The organism is Janthinobacterium saanense (genome assembly GCF_014200675.1).
GTDB lineage: Bacteria > Pseudomonadota > Gammaproteobacteria > Burkholderiales > Burkholderiaceae_D > Janthinobacterium.
This window is the reverse complement of record NZ_JACHCI010000010.1, coordinates 1-14,207: the sequence shown is the minus strand read 5'-3', so window position 1 is coordinate 14,207 and position 14,207 is coordinate 1. Positions and strand designations below refer to the sequence as shown.

Sequence of the window (14,207 nt, the reverse complement as noted above, 5' to 3'; positions counted from 1 at the left end):
GATAGACCTGTGCACATCGCCGCTGCTGTGGCATTTTCCCGACTTTTACCGAGCCGCTTATTTGGCAGACAGCAGTTCAATCAATTCGTCCTGCTCATCATCCTGGCTCGCCTGCTGGCGTTGCCACATCTGCGCATACAAGCCATCGGCAGCCAGCAGTTGCGGATGCGTGCCGCGCTCGACGATGCGGCCATGGTCGAGCACCAGGATTTGCTGGGCGTCGGCCACCGTCGACAAGCGATGCGCGATCACCAGGGTGGTGCGGTCCCGGGCGATTTCCTTGAGTTGCGACTGGATCGCCTGTTCGGCCTTGGAATCGAGCGCCGAAGTGGCTTCATCGAAGATCAAAATGGCCGGATCTTTCAGCAAGGTACGGGCAATCGCCACGCGCTGCTTTTCGCCGCCCGACAGTTTCAAGCCGCGTTCGCCCACCATGGAGCTGTAGCCATCAGGCAAACTCTCAATGAAATCGTGGATAGACGCGGCCTTGGCCGCCGCCACGATGGCTTCCTTGCTGGCGCCCGGCTTGCCATACGCGATGTTGTACTCGATGGTGTCGTTGAACAGCACCGTATCTTGCGGCACGATGCCGATGGCGGCGCGCAAGGAGTCCTGCGTGATATGGCGCAAGTCCTGGCCATCGATGGTGATGCCGCCGCCATCGACTTCATAGAAGCGGAACAGCAAGCGCGACAGGGTCGACTTGCCCGAACCGCTGTGGCCCACCACGGCCGTGGTAGTGCCGGCGGCAATCTGGAAATCCACATCGAACAGGATTTGCCGCTTGGCTTCGTAGTGGAAATCGACGTGGGCGAAACGCACGGCAGCACCGCGCGTGACCAGCGGCACCGCATCGGGCGCATCGGCGATTTCGCGGTTTTCATCGAGCAGCGCAAACAAACGCTCCATATCGGCCAGGCTTTGCTTGATTTCACGGTAAATCACGCCCAGGAAATTGAGCGGAATATACAGCTGGATCATGAAGGCATTCACCAGCACCAGGTCGCCCAGGGTCATGGCGCCGGCGATCACGCCAACCGTGGCGCGCCACAGGATCAAGGTGACGGCGGTGGCAATGATCAGCGACTGACCCGTGTTGAGCAGCGACAAGGAAGTCTGCGATTTCACGGCCGCCGTTTCATAACGTTTCAAACCTTCGTCGTAGCGCTGCGCCTCGTAATCCTCGTTGCCGAAATACTTCACCGTTTCATAGTTGATCAGCGAATCGATGGCTTTCGTATTCGCCTTCGAATCGAGGTCATTCATGGTACGGCGAAAATGCGTGCGCCAGTTCGTCACCAGCACCGTGAAGGCGATATACGACACCAGCGCCACCGCTGTAATGACGGTAAACCAGATGTCGTAATGCAACACCAGGTAGCCGAGCACCAGGGTGATTTCCACCAGGGTCGGCAAGATGTTGAACAGGGTGTAGGAAATGAGCGAACCGACGCTGCGCGTACCGCGTTCGATATCGCGCGTCATGCCGCCCGTCTGGCGGTTCAAATGAAAGCGCAGCGACAAGGCATGCAAGTGGCGGAACACTTGCAGCGCGATCGTGCGCACGGCGCGCTGCGTGACCCTGGCGAACAGGAATTCGCGCAACTCGGTAAACAAGGTGGTCGACAGACGCAGCAAGCCATATGCCACCAGCAAGCTGACGGGTAATACCAGCAGCGCCTGCGGATGGGCGGCGGTGATCGTCATGGCGTCGACCAGTTTTTTCAGGATCAGCGGCACGCCCACGTTGGCCAGCTTCGCACCCACCAGGCATAGCAGCGCCAGCAAGACGCGCCATTTATAGACCCATAAATACGGCAGCAAGGTCTTGATGGTGGAAAAATCGCTGCGGCTGGCGGCGGCTGGCGGGCGAGTGGGGGGAGTATTCGGGGAGCGGCGCATGGCGAAGGTTGGCTTTTTATGGTTCAATCGGGGCAATTGTAGCCTTTCATGAGAATAAACGATGAGCACCTCCCCCGCACGCCCTGATAACTGCCTCGCCTCCGGGCTACCCGCCGGAAAAATGCCCGAGCTGCGCATGATGCCCGCGCCGTCGGACGCCAATGTGTATGGCGACGTTTTCGGCGGCTGGATCATGGCGCAAGTCGATATCGCCGGCTCGCTACCGGCCACCCGGCGCGCCAACGGCCGCGTAGCCACCATAGCCGTCAATTCCTTCGTCTTCAAAAACCCCGTGTTCGTCGGCGATTTATTATCCTTCTACGCAGATATCGTCAAAGTAGGCAACACCTCGATCACCGTCAACGTGGAAGTATATGCCGAGCGCAACCGCCTGCAGGCGTGCACGGTGAAAGTCACGGAAGCCACCCTGACCTACGTCGCCACCGATTCGGACCGCAAGCCGCGCAAGGTGCCGCCGATCGAAACCCTGCTGTCACACTAAAACCTCCCTTCTGCCGTGGATAGCCAGCGCCGCATCTTTCTGCTCAGCACGGCACGTATCGCCGCGCTGGCGGCTGCAGGCGGCGCACTGTCCGGTTCCAGCGCCAGCGCGACCACTCGCCTGAACGGCGCCAGCTACCCATTTGCGCTGGGCGTGGCTTCCGGCTCGCCCCTGCCCGACGCCGTGGTGCTGTGGACACGCATCTGCTACGACCCGCTGCACGCGGCCGCCACGCCAGCCATCGCCTTGACCGTACGCTGGGAGATGGCCGACGATGAAGCATTTCAGCGTATCGTTGCACGAGGATCGGTGCCTGCCACGCCCGCACTGGCGCACAGCGTGCACGTCGACGTGGGTGGGCTGGCACCCGGACGCTGGTATTGGTACCGCTTCATGCTGGGCGACGCCGTCAGCCCCGTGGGGCGCACACGCACGGCGCCGGCGCCCGATTCCCTGCCCGCCACACTCAAACTGGCCGTCGCTTCCTGCCAGCACTGGGAGTTTGGCGCCTACGCAGCGCACCGGCATATTGCGGCGGCCGCGCCCGACCTGGTGGCGTTTCTGGGCGACTATATTTATGAGTGGGGACCGTACCAGCTGCAGCACCCGGCCAGGGCCATGCGTACGAACGAAAGTTTTACGCTCGATGAATACCGTGCCCGCTATGCGCAATACAAGAACGACCTCGACCTGCAGGACGCGCATGCAGCCGCGCCATGGATCGTCACCTGGGACGACCATGAAGTGTCCAACGATTACGCCAATGACCGCGACGAATTGCTCACGCCCAATTTTTTGGAACGCCGGGCCGCTGCTTACCAGGCATTTTATGAACACATGCCGCTGCGCCTGCTGCCGCTGGGCCGGCGCGGTTTCGTCGACATGCGCATTTACCAGCGCTACGACTGGGGCCGTCTGGCGCGTTTCCACGTACTCGACGACCGGCAATACCGCGCCCACCATGCTTGCGCCAGACCCGGGCGCGGCGGTTCGAATTCCGTCACCACCCGCAACTGCCCGGACCTGCTGAAACCGGAACGCACCATGCTGGGAGAGGAACAGCAGCGCTGGCTGCAAGCCGGGCTGGACAAATCACCGGCGCGCTGGAATATCCTGGCCCAGCAAACCTTGATGGCGCAATCGAGCCAGGTGCCGATTTTGCGGCCCGGCGATGAACGGATCTGGACCGATGGCTGGGATGGCTACCCGATGGCGCGCCAGCATTTGCTCAATAGCTTGCAAAGCAGCGGCGCGCGCAACCCGCTGGTGTTGTCGGGCGATGTGCACACTTTTTACGCAACCGAACTGAGCCGTGACGCCATGCGGCCAAGCACTGGCGACAACCCCGTGATCGCCACCGAATTTTGCGGCACCTCGATCACCTCCAGCTCGCGCCCACAAGCGCGCACGGCAGAGTACGTGGCGATGAACCCGCACATCCGCTACGGGCGCAGCGACAAGCGCGGTTACATGCTGCTCAACATCACGCCAGAGAAAACCACCACCCTGTTCCTGGGCCTGGACAATGTGCGCGACAGCGCATCGAACATCGCCACCCTGGCCAGCTTTACCGTGCACGACGGCAAAGCTGGCTTGCAGGACACTTAAGCAGCTTTCTTTTCATCGCGCAATTGACGGCGCAATATCTTGCCGACGTTGGTCTTCGGCAATTCATCGCGGAACTCGATGTATTTCGGTTTCTTGTACGCCGTCAATTCATGCTTGCAGTGTTCGCGGATCTGTTCCACCGTCAGATTCGGATCCTTGCGCACGACAAACACTTTCACGGCTTCGCCCGAATTGGCGTCCGGCACGCCGATGCAGGCACACTCCAGTACGCCTGGGCAAGACGCCACTACGTCTTCCACCTCGTTCGGATACACATTGAAGCCGGAAATGATGATCATGTCTTTCTTGCGGTCAACAATGCGCACATAACCGCGCTCATCCATGATGCCCACGTCGCCCGTCTTGAAATAGCCATCGGCCGTCATCGACTTGGCCGTTTCATCGGGGCGCTGCCAGTAGCCGGCCATCACTTGCGGGCCTTTGACGGCAATCTCGCCAGGCTCGCCCAAGGCCACTTGCACGCCATCATCATTGACGATGATCACTTCGGTGGAGGAAATAGGCAAACCGATGGTGCCCGTAAATTCGGTGATATCGACACGGTTGCCCGTTACCACCGGCGACGTTTCCGACATGCCATAGCCTTCGATCAAGGGGCAACCCGTGACCTTCAGCCAGCGTTCGGCCACATTGCGCTGCAAGGCCATGCCGCCGCCGTTGCACACCTTGTAGCTCGAGAAATCGAGCTTGGCGAAATCGGGGTTGTTCAGCAGAGCGTTGTACAAGGTATTGACGGCCGGGAAGACGACGATCTTGTGCTTGGCCAACTCCTTCACGAAACCGGGAATGTCGCGCGGGTTCGGGATCAGCAAGTTCAAGCCGCCCAGGCGCATGCCCATCAGCGCGCTGACCGTCAGCGAATAGATGTGATACAGGGGCAAGGCGCACACAAAACCCATCGAGGTGGCGCGCATCTCTTTGGTCATCACCGGCGAAATCCATGCCTCGTTTTGCAGCACGTTGGCGATCACGTTGCGGTGCAAGAGCATGGCGCCTTTCGACACGCCCGTGGTGCCGCCCGTGTATTGCAGGAAGACGATATCGTCGTGGCCCTGGTTAGCGGGCGTCAAGGTCATGCCGGCGCCTTCGGACAGCATCTTGTTGAAGCTGATGGCGCCTGGCAGCGAAAACGCCGGCACCATTTTCTTGATCTTGCGCACCACGAAATTGACGATGGTGCCCTTCAAGCCGCCCAGCAAGTCGCCCATGGTGGCAACGATCACATGCTTGACCTGCGTGTGCGGCAGCACCTCTTGCACCGTGGTGGCAAAGTTTTCCAGCACGATGATCGCCTCACTGCCCGAATCGATCAGTTGATGCTGCAATTCACGCGGGGTGTACAGCGGGTTGACGTTGACCACGGTATAGCCGGCCCGCAAAATCGCCGCCATTGCCACCGGGTATTGCAAGACGTTCGGCAACATGATGGCCACGCGCGCCCCCGGCTGCAAGCCCTTGCTTTGCAGCCAGGCGCCCATTTGCAGGGACAGCTTGTCCAGCTCGCGGTACGTCATGAACTTGTCCATGCAAACGAAAGCGTTGCGGTCTGCATATTTCTGGAACGATTCTTCCAGCAAATGCGTTACGGAACGGTATTGCGTGCAATCAATCTCTGCCGGCACACTGTCCGGGTACGACTTCAACCAAATCTTGTCCATCTTGCCTCATCTTTATCTGTATAAAGGGTGCGCCACGTTGGCGCACCCGGCACTGTTGCCATGTATGCTGCTATGCTGCCACTGCCACCTTGGGCTCATCGCGCAAGGCCCTGCGTAAAATCTTGCCGACGTTGGTCTTCGGCAATTCCTCACGGAATTCAATATATTTCGGCCGCTTGTAGCCCGTGAGCTGCTCCTTGGCATACGCCATCAGGGTCGCCACGGTCAGGTTGGCATCCTTGCGCACCACAAACACTTTCACGGCCTCGCCCGAGTGTTCGTCCGGCACGCCCACGCAAGCGCACTCGAGCACGCCAGGGTGGGCCGCGATCACGCCTTCCACTTCATTCGGGTACACATTGAAGCCGGAGACGAGGATCATGTCTTTCTTGCGGTCCACAATCTTCACAAAACCGCGCTCGTCCATGATGCCCACGTCGCCCGATTTGAAATAACCGTCGGCCGTCATCACCTTGGCGGTCTCGTCCGGACGATTCCAGTAACCGGACATGACTTGCGGGCCACGGATGGCAATTTCGCCCGTCTGGCCCAGCGCTACTTCCTTGCCATCGTCATCGAGGATGGCAATCTCGGTCGACGGGATCGGCAAACCTATGCTGCCCGTAAATTGGGTGCTGTCCGCGCGGTTGCAGGTGGCAACGGGGGAAGTTTCCGACAGACCATAACCTTCGATAATGGACACGCCCGTGATGCGCTGCCACTTGTCGTTGACGGCTTGCTGTACCGCCATGCCGCCGCCATTGGCGATCTTCAAGCCCGAGAAATCGAGCTTGGCAAAATCGGGATGATTGGCCAGCGCGTTGTACAGGGTGTTGACCGCCGGCAGCAGGTTGAATTTGTACTTGCCCAGCTCCTTGATCAGGCCAGGGATATCGCGTGGATTCGGAATCAGGATATTCAGCGCACCCACGCGTGTGCCCCACAGTGCACACGCCGTCAGCGCGAAGATATGGTACAGCGGCAAGGCACACACAACGATCAGTTGCTCCTTGCTGTTCGGGTCCAGCGCCGCACCCGACCAGGCTTCCGTTTGCAGCACATTGGCGATCACATTGCGGTGGCTCAGGGTCGCGCCTTTCGACACGCCCGTGGTGCCGCCCGTGTATTGCAGGAAAGCAGCGTCGTTGATCGTGACTTCGACCGGCGTCAGCTTCATGCGGCTGCCGTGCGACAAGGCGCTGTTAAAACGCATGGCGTTCGGCAAGGAATACGCGGGCACCATCTTCTTGACGTTGCGCACGACGAAATTGACGATAGGGCCTTTCAAGCCACCGAGCATGTCACCCATCGTGGCGACAATGATATGTTTCACGGCCGTCTTGCTCAGCACTTGCTCGACCGTATGGGCAAAGTTTTCCAGCACGATGATCGCTACGCTGCCCGAATCGTTGAGCTGATGCTCGAGTTCGCGCGCCGTGTACAGGGGATTGACGTTGACCACCGTGTAGCCGGCGCGCAGCACGGCGGCGATGGCGACCGGATACTGCAGCACATTGGGCATCATGAGGGCGACCCGCGCGCCTTTTTTCAGGCCCCTGCTTTGTAGAAAGGCACCCAATTGCCGTGAATACAGTTCAAGTTCGGCGTAGGTGAGGAATTTGTCCATGCAGACATAGGCGTTGCGGTCTGCATGCTTTTGAAACGCTTCTTCCAGCAAATGTACCAGCGAGTGGTATTGGTCAGGATTGATGTCGCTGGGAACGCCGGGGGGATACGACTTCAGCCAAATTTTGTCCATCCTGTGCCTCGTGTCTCTAATAATCGTTGGTGTAGCCGACGCACATTGCCGGCGCGGATTATTGCTGCGGATTCTAGTGTCCTGCAGTCATTGAGCATTCTAAAGAGCAATTGCTCTATGCTACTAACGCGATGCTATCGGGCGCAGCGCTTCCATGCAAGCGCTTTCAACGGTATTTGAGCATGTATTCCAGAGCCATTTTGTGCTGCACTGCAGCATGAAAAATACGGCCTGGATGGATAAGCCGGCTTGGCATATCCAACAATCTTTACGGGTCAGGGGCTGGACAATTGCTGCAGCACACGCTGACGCTCGGGCTTGTCGAGCAGAGACATTGTGTGCACTGCAGCATAAAAAGCACGAAAGTTCTTTTTTTCTTCCAGCAGTTTTTCGAGAGCTGGCAAGAAATCATTGTAGGTAGCGACCGACGCCAGGTGCGCATTGCTCAAAGGCTGCTCGAACCAGCGGTCATAACCGCCATAACCACCCCAATTTTGCTTCAAGTGCTGGTATTCGGCTTTCAGCTCGGCAAACACCTGCGCCTTGCGCGCGCGTTTCTCCGCATCGCTGGCATCGCTGGCATAAGCCGTTTCCAGTTGCCCCCGGTACTTCAGCAACAGCGCCAGGAAATCCTTGCGCCGCGCCGCATACCGGGCGTAATCGTCGCGCATGGCATCGTTGCCTTCGTGGACCAGCCAGCGCTGCACGCCCGCCTCTTCCACGGCCACGGCAAACGATTCATTGAAGGCCGAATCGCCCTGCACATACACCACCTGATGCGCGAGCTCATGGAAAATCATGCGCGCCAGTTCGGCATCGTTATAATTGATAAAGGTCGATAGCAGGGGATCATCGAACCAGCCCAGGGTGGAATACGCTGGCACGCCACCCACCTGCACATCGTAATGCTGCTCGCGCAAGGTGTCGGCATAGGCCTGCGCATCGTCCTTGCTGTAATAACCGCGATAATTGACGCAGCCGGCAATCGGAAAACACCATTGCAAGGGCTTGAGCGACAATTCCGGCGTGGCCACCACATTCCACAGCACGAAGGGCCGTTGCAGCGACGCATAATTCTTGTAGCTGCCATTGTCGGGCAAACCCAGTTCCTCGACGGCAAAGCGGCGTATCTGCTGGGCCTTGGCCAGGCGTGCCTTCAGGCGGGGATCGGTGGCTGGATCTTTCATCCAGTCATCGACAGGACGCGCGCTGGACCACAAGGAATATTGTCCCTGCGCCGCCTGGGTGTAGTAGCGCAATTGCATGCAGCCGCCCAAGCTCAGGCATAAAACAAGCGCAGCAGGCAGGCCGAGCGTGCGCCGCATCTCAGGCCACCGCCTTTTCCACTTGCACCAGCGTATCGTAAAAGGTGGGCGCACGGCCCATGTCCGTCAAACGCTGGCTGGTCACTTCATTGGCGTTCTTGCCGTCGCTGGCCAGCTTCTTCCACCAGACGGACAAGCCCACCACCAGCCCTTTGCGCGCCTTGTCCGTAAGCCTGGCCCTGGCCACAAATGAGCCACGGTCATTGAAAATGCGCACCATGTCGCCGGCCACGATGCCGCGCGCGGCGCAGTCATCGGGATGCATGTCCAGATGCGGTTCGGCTTCCGAGGCACGCAAGCTTTTCACATTGACGAAGGTGGAATTCAAGAAATTGCGGGCCGGGGGCGAAATCATCGCCAAGGGATAGCGGGCCGCCAGCGCGGGATTGCTGGCCAGCGATTCATACGGTGCAATATAGGCCGGCAAGGGATCGAGGCCGGCTTGCGCCATGGCTTCGGAATAAAACTCGCAACGCCCCGATGGCGTCGGAAAGCCCCCTTCGGCAAACGGTGCATCGGGCATGGCCAGCTTTTGCCAGCCTGTCCGCTTCAGCGATTCCCAGTCAAAATGCACGGCGCGCACATCGCCCGCATCGAAAGCCTGGGCCGCCAGCGCATCGTCACTTTCTTGGAAGCAAGGGTCATCAAAACCCATGTGTTGCGCCAGCAGGCGGAAAATTTCCGTATTTGCCTTGGCCTCGCCCAGCGGCGCCACGGCCGCGTTATTGGCCATCATGTACAAATGGCCATAGGTGGCGTGGGCATCGACATGTTCCAGCTGCGTGGTGGCGGGCAAGACGATATCGGCGTAATCGACGGTATCGGTCTGGAAGTGTTCGAGCACCACCGTAAATAAATCCTCACGGGCAAAACCTTGCGCCACTTTGGATGAGTCCGGCGCCACGGCCAGCGGATTCGAGTTATAGACAATCACGGCCTCGATTTGCGGGCCAAACTCGGGCGAGCTAGTTTTCAGCAGATCGTCGCCGATGGTGCTCATATTGATGGTGCGCGGCGTGCCTTTCAGCAAATCCGGGCGCTGCAAGGCCTTGCGCTGGATGGGGAAAGATCCCGAACTCGACAGCTGTATGCCGCCGGCCGCATGGCGCCAGGCGCCCGTCAATGCAGGCAGACAAGCAATATTGCGCACCGCCATGCCGCCGCCATGCACGCGCTGCACGCCGTAATTGGTGCGGATGGCGGCGCCCTCGCCGTTGCGCGCCGTCTGGCCATACAGGCGCGCCAGTTCCAGCACTTCTTGCGCGCTGATGCCACACACTTGCGCCGTGCGTTCGGGCGGCCATTCGGCAGCGCGTTGCGCCAGCTGTTCATAGCCCAGGGTGTACTGGGCGATATAGTCATGGTCGACCAGCTCTTCGGCGATCAGCACATGCATCAAGCCCAGGGCCAAGGCCGCATCGGTACCCGGCAGCAAGGCAATATGCTGGTGGCATTTCTCCGCCGTCAATGAACGGTACGGGTCGATCGCGATCAAAGTGGCGCCGCGCCGCTTCGCTTCCTGTGCCCGCATCCAGAAATGCAAGTTGGACGCAATCGGGTTGCCGCCCCAGATAATGATCAACTTGGCGTTCTGAAACTGTTCCAAGTCGGTGCCGATGCTGGCGCCCACCGTATAACGGTAGCCGGTGGCGCCGGCAGAGGCGCAGATAGTGCGGTCCAGCAAGGATGCACCCAGCTGGTTGAAGAAACGCGAAGACATCGATTCGCCCTGCACCAGGCCCATGGTGCCACAATAGCTGTAGGGCAAGATCGCTTCCGGCGCGCGCGCCGCAATCGATTTCAAGCGCGCTGCGATGGTGCTTAATGCCTCCTCCCAGCTGATGGGTTCGAACTTGCCCTCGCCTTTCTTGCCCACCCGGCGCAGCGGCGTCAGCAAGCGGTCGGCATGGTAGGTGCGCTCCGTAAAGCGCGACACCTTGGTGCACAGCACGCCGGCCGTGGTTGGATGGTCGGGATCGCCCTTGACGTTTGTTGCCACGCCATCGGTCACCGTCACCAGCAAGGCGCAGGTATCGGGACAGTCTAGCGGGCAAGTAGCGCGCACTTGGGTGGTGGTCATGGTGCAGTCCAGAAAACGTCAGGGGAAGACGATACTGTAAACGATTTCCACCGGCTTGCTGATGCTGCAATGACAGACTCGGGCGTGCGCTGGATTTACAAAGCGAACACGGGCTACAATGCTTGCTTCGCCGCCCATGTTTTCGATCAAGCATAGGCGGCCCGGTGCGCCATACACGGTTGCGCGCCTGCCTACACAGGAGAATTCGATGAAACTGGTTGATCCCATCATAGCGTTTCAATCCGAGCTGCAACGTATCCGCCGCGACCTGCACGCGCATCCCGAGCTGTGCTACGAAGAGCAGCGCACCTCTGACGTCGTCGCTGCCAAGCTGACGGAATGGGGCATCCCCGTCGTCCGCGGCCTGGGCCGTACCGGTCTGGTCGGCATTATCCAGAATGGCACGTCCAAGCGCGCCATCGGCCTGCGTGCCGATATGGATGCCTTGCCCATGCAGGAAATCAATACGTTTGAGCATGCCTCGCGCCATCCCGGCAAGATGCACGCCTGCGGCCATGACGGCCATACGGCCATGCTACTGGGCGCTGCCCATCACCTGGCGCAGCACCGCAATTTCGACGGCACTGTCTATCTGGTCTTCCAGCCGGCCGAAGAAGGCGGCGCCGGCGCGCGTGAAATGATCAACGACGGCTTGTTTACCCGTTTCCCCATGGATGCCATCTACGGCATGCATAACTGGCCAGGCGCTGAAGCGGGCACGCTGAGCGTGGTGGAAGGGCCGATGATGGCCTCCAGCAACGAATTCTATGTCACGATCAAAGGCAAGGGCGCCCATGCGGCCCAGCCGCACAAGGGCATCGACCCGGTAATGGTAGCCGTGCAAATCGCGCAAAGCTGGCAAACCGTCATCACCCGCAACAAGAGTCCGCTCGATACGGCCGTGCTGTCGATCACGCAAATCCATGCCGGCAGCGCCACCAATGTGATTCCCGATGACGCCAGCCTGATCGGCACCGTGCGCACGTTCACCACGCCCGTGCTGGATCTCATCGAAGAGCGCATGCGCGAAATCGCCGTGCACACGGCAGCTGCCTTCGGTGCGGAAGTGGAATTCAAGTTCAAGCGCAACTATCCACCGCTGGTCAACCATGCCAGGGAAACCGCGTTTGCGGTGGAGGTCATGAAGGCCGTGGTCGGCGCCGACAAGGTCAACGACAAGGTTGAACCCACCATGGGGGCGGAAGATTTCGCCTTCTTCTTGCAGGAAAAAGCTGGCTGCTACATTTTCATCGGCAATGGCGACGGCGAGCACCGCGATGGCGGCCACGGCCTGGGTCCGTGCGTGCTACACAATGGCAGCTACGACTTCAATGACAATCTGTTACCGATCGGCGCCAGTTTCTGGGTCAAGCTGGTCGAAGAGAGCTTGCCGCAAAGCTAGGGTGCGCTAACTCAGTTTATCCGGGCCGCTTCCCAGGCGCTGACCCGGATTCAATGCTTCCAGGGCCAGCAAGGCCGCCGAATGATCCGCCAACGCATGACTGGCGGCCAGCGTTTCATAGCGCTGCGTCACTAGTTGCGTGACCGGCAGACTGAGCTGCGCAGCGGCGGCCGCATCCAGGATATTATGCATATCCTTGAGCTGGGTTTTCACCTGGCCACCGGGAACAAAGTTACGTTCCAGCATGCGCTGCCCATGCACTTCCAAAATACGGCTTTCGGCAAAGCCGCCGCGTATCGCCGTGCGCACTGCCGCCGGATCGGCGCCCGCAGCCTGCGCCAGCAGCAAGGCTTCCGCCACGATATTCAAGGTGGCGCCAACGATCAGTTGATTGCACAGCTTGGCCACCTGACCACTGCCGGCCGGGCCAACCAGGGTTGGCCGTCCCATCACCGCCAGGATCGCTTCCACGCGCGCAAAATGCGCAGTGCTGCCGCCAGCCATGATGGCCAACGTTCCCGCTTGCGCGCCAGCCACGCCACCGGATACGGGCGCATCGATAAAACCACCGCCGTGCGCTAGCAAAAGTGCATGAAATTGCTGAGCCTCAACTTGCTTCGTCGAGCTCATGTCGACCCATAAAGTATCGGGCGCCAGCGCCGGCAAGGCAGTCGTGATGGCTTGTTCAACGATAGGTCCGGCCGCCAGCATCGAGATCACGATATCGGCCCCGCAGACCGCATCAATCAAGGTGTTGGCAAGTAAAGCATCACAAGATAACAACGATTCAGCCTTGCTCTGCGTGCGATTCCAAACTGTGACAGAATAGCCAGCTTGCAGCAAACGGCGCGCCATCGGTTCGCCCATCAGACCTATCCCCAGGAAGGCGATCTTTGTAGAAAGTGTCACTGCAGCTCCTATTGCTTAAAGTTAAGTAACGAAGTTAAATAATGGTGAGAATAGGTTTTATGCTTGGTAAACCCACTACAATCAGCGGCGCGCTACCCATGGCTAGTGCGCAACCGATGGCTAATTTTACGATGAAAGAATATATGTCCTACCAGAAACAAGCATTAAAATCCCTGGCGCTGGCCGCTGCCTTGCTGGCCAGCCATGCAGCCTTCGCTTCCGACGACAAGCTGATCGACTCGGTCTACGGTGAATTCGCCACCGGCACCCAGACCCAGATGGTACGCGCTGGCGTTACTTCCGACTGGAGCCAACGCTGGTTCCAATCGAACGGTACGCACCTGAGCGGCTACTGGGATGCGAATGCTGGCGCGTGGCAAGCCAACCGCTATCAAAACGTCGAAGGTGCAAAACAGAATCTGTACGATATCGGCTTCACCCCGGTATTCCGCTTTGAGCGCGATGACAAAAAGGGTTTCTATGCAGAAGGCGGCATCGGCGTGCATTTGCTGTCGAAGCTGTATGACAATGCGACCTACCGTTTGTCGACCCACTTCCAGTTTGGCGACCACGTCGGCGTTGGCTACGTGTTCAACAATAAATGGGAAGTCGGCATGAAGATCCAGCATTTCTCGAACGGCGGCTACAAAAAGCCAAACACCGGCGTGAACTTCCTGAACATCAAAGCGGCATACCACTTCTGATCGATCGAAGCTGACATGAAAAGGCAGCGCGCAGCGCTGCTTTTTTTCGCCTGTACACCGTGAAATATCCCCGGGGTCAGCCCCCACACCAGCCAGTATGATTGCACCAGCCGGGGTCTGACCCCACGCCAAGTTACATGCTTGCACCAGCGTGCCTCAGGGGGTCTGACCCCAGCAGTTCAGGTGTTGGGGTTCATTCCAGCAAAACCATCAGACGAAAAAAAACCCGCCAATTTCTTGACGGGTTTTTTTCTACTACGAATAACAAGCCTGACAATAACCTACTTTCACACTGGTTGCAGCACTATCATCGGCGCAAAGTTGTTTCACGGTCCTG

The 14,207-nt window shown here is 59.1% G+C and carries 10 protein-coding genes; 4 read left to right on the top strand and 6 right to left on the bottom strand.

Annotated elements, in window-relative coordinates; all coding sequences use genetic code 11:
• Nucleotides 1-57 precede the first annotated feature (57 nt).
• A complete protein-coding gene (locus HDE72_RS14720) occupies nucleotides 58-1,902 on the bottom strand; it encodes an ABCB family ABC transporter ATP-binding protein/permease (protein ID WP_183742167.1) in 1,845 nt (614 codons plus the stop codon).
• 61 nt (nucleotides 1,903-1,963) lie between these two features.
• Here HDE72_RS14720 and HDE72_RS14715 point away from each other — a divergent pair, with 61 nt between their 5' ends.
• Both HDE72_RS14715 and HDE72_RS14710 read left to right on the top strand, forming a co-directional pair.
• A complete protein-coding gene (locus HDE72_RS14715; protein ID WP_183681598.1) occupies nucleotides 1,964-2,404 on the top strand; it encodes an acyl-CoA thioesterase in 441 nt (146 codons plus the stop codon).
• A gap of 15 nt (nucleotides 2,405-2,419) precedes the next feature.
• Complete coding sequence (locus HDE72_RS14710; protein ID WP_183742165.1) at nucleotides 2,420-4,012, top strand: alkaline phosphatase D family protein; 1,593 nt, start codon at nucleotides 2,420-2,422, stop codon at nucleotides 4,010-4,012.
• Here the strand turns inward: HDE72_RS14710 and HDE72_RS14705 are convergent.
• From HDE72_RS14705 to HDE72_RS14690, 4 genes are all read right to left on the bottom strand, one after another.
• Nucleotides 4,009-5,691 carry a long-chain-fatty-acid--CoA ligase gene (locus HDE72_RS14705; RefSeq protein WP_183742163.1) on the bottom strand — a complete coding sequence of 561 codons (1,683 nt, stop codon included), beginning with the start codon at nucleotides 5,689-5,691 and terminating at the stop codon, nucleotides 4,009-4,011. The two genes, HDE72_RS14710 and HDE72_RS14705, sit on opposite strands and share 4 nt — an antisense overlap.
• Before the next feature lie 70 nt (nucleotides 5,692-5,761).
• Entirely contained in the window at nucleotides 5,762-7,450 is a 1,689-nt protein-coding gene (locus HDE72_RS14700; protein WP_183742161.1) for a long-chain-fatty-acid--CoA ligase, read from the bottom strand.
• 275 nt (nucleotides 7,451-7,725) lie between these two features.
• Nucleotides 7,726-8,715: an aminopeptidase gene (locus HDE72_RS14695; protein ID WP_260176703.1), complete on the bottom strand. Its 990-nt coding sequence runs from the start codon at nucleotides 8,713-8,715 to the stop codon at nucleotides 7,726-7,728.
• A gap of 61 nt (nucleotides 8,716-8,776) precedes the next feature.
• Nucleotides 8,777-10,855 carry a molybdopterin-containing oxidoreductase family protein gene (locus tag HDE72_RS14690; RefSeq protein ID WP_183742156.1) on the bottom strand — a complete coding sequence of 693 codons (2,079 nt, stop codon included), beginning with the start codon at nucleotides 10,853-10,855 and terminating at the stop codon, nucleotides 8,777-8,779.
• 208 nt (nucleotides 10,856-11,063) lie between these two features.
• Here HDE72_RS14690 and HDE72_RS14685 point away from each other — a divergent pair, with 208 nt between their 5' ends.
• Nucleotides 11,064-12,257: a M20 aminoacylase family protein gene (locus tag HDE72_RS14685; RefSeq protein ID WP_183742154.1), complete on the top strand. Its 1,194-nt coding sequence runs from the start codon at nucleotides 11,064-11,066 to the stop codon at nucleotides 12,255-12,257.
• A gap of 6 nt (nucleotides 12,258-12,263) precedes the next feature.
• Here HDE72_RS14685 and HDE72_RS14680 read toward each other — a convergent pair whose 3' ends face one another.
• Nucleotides 12,264-13,166, bottom strand: coding sequence for an NAD(P)-dependent oxidoreductase (locus tag HDE72_RS14680; RefSeq protein ID WP_311735241.1), 903 nt, complete (start codon nucleotides 13,164-13,166; stop codon nucleotides 12,264-12,266).
• A 143-nt stretch (nucleotides 13,167-13,309) separates the two neighbouring features.
• Here HDE72_RS14680 and HDE72_RS14675 point away from each other — a divergent pair, with 143 nt between their 5' ends.
• Nucleotides 13,310-13,870, top strand: coding sequence for an acyloxyacyl hydrolase (locus HDE72_RS14675; protein ID WP_183742152.1), 561 nt, complete (start codon nucleotides 13,310-13,312; stop codon nucleotides 13,868-13,870).
• Nucleotides 13,871-14,207: the final 337 nt, after the last annotated feature.